This window comes from uncultured Paraglaciecola sp., from assembly GCF_937123705.1.
Taxonomy (GTDB): domain Bacteria; phylum Pseudomonadota; class Gammaproteobacteria; order Enterobacterales; family Alteromonadaceae; genus Paraglaciecola.
Genome location: NZ_CAKZKO010000106.1, coordinates 1 through 4,132 on the forward strand (window position 1 = coordinate 1; position 4,132 = coordinate 4,132).

Sequence of the window (4,132 nt, forward strand, 5' to 3'; positions counted from 1 at the left end):
ACCTGTCAAACTTGCCTGGACACTGATTTGTGCTGTCTCTAAATCTCGAATCTCACCCACCATCACCACATCGGGATCTTGACGCAAAATGGCCCGCAAGCCACGAGCAAAAGTCATATCCACTTTATCGTTAACTTGAGTTTGACCTATGCCTTGTAAATCGAATTCGATGGGGTCTTCAACCGTTAGAATATTGCGGTCTCTTGAATTGATTTCAGATAACCCGGCGTACAAGGTAGTCGATTTACCTGAACCCGTTGGGCCTGTGACCAAGATAATACCGTGGGGCTTATGTACTAGGCCAGAAAAGTAGTCACGATTGGTTTGAGTCATACCCAAATCAATTAAATTTAAGCGCACATTATTTTTATCTAACAAACGTAATACCACACGTTCGCCATGGCTAGAGGGCATAGTCGATACCCTTACATCTACTGCTCGGCCTGCTATTCGTAGGGTAATCCGTCCATCTTGTGGAACACGCTTTTCGGCTATATCCATTTTTGACATAACCTTGATTCGGGAGACTAACATTGAAGCCATTTTACGATTCGGTCGTAGAATTTCTCGCAGCACACCATCCACTCTAAAACGCACTAAAAGTTGCGATTCAAAGGTTTCGATATGAATATCTGATGCGCCTTCTTTAATGGCTTCACCCAACATGGCATTAATAAGTTTAATGATGGGGGCGTCGTCTTCACTTTCTAAAAGATCTTCGGTATCCGGCAACTCTTCGGCAAGACTAAACAAGTCACTTTCATTGCCAATGTCTTCCATTAATTGCTTGGCGGCTGACGAATCCCTTTGAAAAGCGTTGGTTAAAATGGATTCAAACTTGTCGAGCTCAATTTCTTGAAGGCGAAATTCGGCGCCTAAAAAACGTCTAACTTCGGCAAACACCTGAAATTCAGTGTCTTGTGTGTGATACAAAATCGCTGGCTCTTCGCCAGTATCTAGCAGGACCTGATGACGTTTTGCAAAACTAAACGCCAGCTGTTTATGCTCTGGCTCATCAATTGGGGCATCGAGATCGGTACCCGATTCGAGCAATGCCTGCTCTTCGGCATCTGCTGCGCTTAACTCTGAGGTTGACATAACTAGTCGTTACCCTGATTTTCTTGTTTTTCTTTATCGCCAATATAGTCGTCAAACGAAGGAGGCAGACTTAAGGACTCATCCCATTCTGGCAATGACGGCCCTTCGGTGAATGGCATTAAAGGAATGCCTTGAGCTTGTCTTTTTAATTGTTCCGCTCGAATATACTGGTATTTGCTCTGGCTGATTTTATTCATAGTCACGCCATCACGAATGATAGTTGGACGGATAAACACCATCAAATTACGTTTTCGAACACTGGTCGAAGTTGATTTGAATAAATGCCCAATAAGCGGAATATCACCCAATAATGGCACCTTAGACACGCTTTCTTGCACATCTTCATCAATTAATCCGCCAAGCACTATTGTGCCGCCGTCGTCGACTATCACCGAGGTTTTGATTTCACGTTTGTTGATCAAAATATCAACTGACGTTGCGCCGCTGACGCTTGACACTTCTTGTTCGATAAGCAGTTGCACCGCATCGCCTTCATTGATTTGCGGCGTCACTTTTAATTTAATCCCGACTTCTTGACGTTCCACCGAAGTAAAAGGATTTGAATTGCTTGAACCTGTTGTTGAACCAGTAATAATTGGCACTTCTTGACCCACAATAAAAAAGGCTTCTTCATTGTCCATAGTCGTTAAGTGTGGAGTCGCCAATATATTTGAATTGGTATCGGTACTGACAGCTTGCAAAACAGCACCCCAACCATCTTTGACACCACCCAATAAAAATCCGTTAACACCACCGAGTAATGCACCAAGTGTGCTTAAATCACCAAGTTGAGTTTTTTCAGTAGGAACGACGACAGTGTCGCCGTTTGAAGTAGTAGTGATAGTATCAACAATGGTTTTGTCTTGAGCTTGATTAACACCCACTGCCAGTGAGCCTATGCCCACTACGCCATTAGTAAATTGGGTACCACCACCTTTTTCGTTGGCCCATTGCACGCCTAAGGTTGTGCCATCGCCTTCAAATACTTCTACCACAATAGCTTCTACTTGTACTTGTGCTCGGCGCACATCTAATTTGCGGATGACGTCCTCAAGTGAACGCATCATGTCGGGTTCAGCAGTAATCACTAATGCATTGGAGTCTTGGTGAGAATCGATACTGATTTCTCGGTTTGAACTGGATTGACGGCCTTTTGAAGTTCCGCCTTGTTCTTCTGCTTTCAGGCTAGCGCTTACGCCTTGCAATACCTTTACTAGATCTTCGGATTTTGCATAATTTAAAAAGATAACTCGAGTATTGCCATTGGTTTCTAACTCAGAGTCCATGCGTTCTATTAAATTAGTAAGGCGTTTACGGGCTTTAACATCACCGCTAACAATAACACTATTGGTTCTATCATCAGCCACCACTCTTGGTGCTGACTTACCGGCAGCATTAGCTTTACCTTGCGACTTATTGATATTTTCAACAATTCTTACCAGCTCGGTAGCCGAAGCATATTTTAGTTTAATAATATCAACTTCTTCATCACCGGCTTTGTCAACCCGGTCAATAATTTCAGCCAGGCGATTAACAACCGCAGCTCTACCAGTAAGCATCATGACGTTTGATGGATCGTGACCTATTACATTTCCGCCACCAGCGGCATCGTTCAATTGACGAAGCAAAGGTGTTAATTCTCTAACGGGTACGTTGTAAACAGGGATAACACGGGTAATCACTTCATCACCGATAAAAGAATCCCCTTCAACCACAGGAATATTAGAAGACTTGGAATCTTTCGAACGAATGACTTTAATTACGCCGCTAGGCATAGAAACAGCAGAGTATCCGTAAACCTGTAAAACATTTAAGAAAAATTGGTAATACTGCTCTTCGTTTAATAAATCGTAACTACGTACCGTGATTTTTCCGCGAACGTTAGGATCAACGATAATGGTTTTTTGTAAGTTCTTACCCACAATATTGATAAATTCACTGATTTCAGTATTTTTGAAATTTGGGGAATAATCTGCTGCTGCCACTAGGCTTGAAACAGCAAAAAATGCACTACCAATAGCTAGGAGCAATCCTTTAATTACTTTGGAGTGTTTAGGTGACTTGAACATCATGTTTGTGATTCCTCTTCCCCTTGGGGTAGATCTAGGTAAATTGTAATAAACTCATCTTTGCGCTGCACTGTCATTTGCAAAGATTGTAATTCTTTAAGCATTTTCATTGCTTCTAATGCTTGCTGTATATCTGAAAGATACAAGCCGTTAATTTCGGTAATCACATCACCGGTTATTAATCCCGCTGCTTTAAATAAGGCTGGATTTTTACCCGGACGAACGCGATAACCCACCAACTCGCCATTTGGTCTATGTGGAGATACCGCAATGTAATCGGCAAAATTAGCAGGTTCATTTTGTAATTGGATACTTGCTCGTGCCGCTTCGTCAGACAAAGTTCGACGATCGGCAACACGTTTATTTGGTTTAGGCCCATCAACTGGGTTGGTTTTTTTAGCGCTCACTACCACGTTCTTTTTATATTCAACGCCGTCTAACATTAAGGTTTCGTTAGTGAGTCCATTTTTGATGATGACTCTATCGGCATACACTTCTTTTAACGTGGCGTTGGTTCCATCAACTTTTTCGCCTACACCGTAGGTTTGCTGTTTCTTTTGGTTTTCGATAATTGCCGCGCCCTGATCTTTTGAAGAACTAGCAACTACACCCGTTAACACTAAGCTTAATCTTGTAACTGGGGCATCAATAACAGCAGACTCTTCCTCAACTACTGGGGCTACATCATAATTTCCAAATAAATTTAAACGCTTAACTCCTGCCAAATTAAGCACATTATTGGCACTTTTTGTTGATGTGGGTTGAGTTTTAAAAATATTCTCTACTTTACTGTTAGCAGCGGGTTGCGGCCACAAGCGCCAAGTTAGTTCTGCGACATAGGCAAGCAAAAAAATCGCCAACAGCACCACTATCAAAAAATTAATTTTTTGTTGGTTTTTGACTAATTGGAGCCATAATTGATTAGCGGTATGATTAACGACTGTCATTGTCTCTCGGTGGGATGT

At 42.1% G+C, this 4,132-nt stretch carries 3 protein-coding genes; all 3 read right to left on the reverse strand.

Annotated elements, in window-relative coordinates; genetic code table 11:
- Positions 1-1,098: GspE/PulE family protein (locus tag Q0688_RS14010; protein ID WP_299077841.1), on the reverse strand; the 1,098-nt coding region annotated here is incomplete at its 3' end.
- 2 nt (positions 1,099-1,100) lie between these two features.
- On the reverse strand, positions 1,101-3,170 hold the full coding sequence (gene gspD / locus Q0688_RS14015; protein ID WP_299077845.1) for a type II secretion system secretin GspD: 2,070 nt from the start codon (positions 3,168-3,170) through the stop codon (positions 1,101-1,103).
- Positions 3,167-4,132: type II secretion system protein GspC (gene gspC, locus Q0688_RS14020; protein ID WP_367179798.1), on the reverse strand; the 966-nt coding region annotated here is incomplete at its 5' end. The genes gspD and gspC, both read right to left, overlap by 4 nt.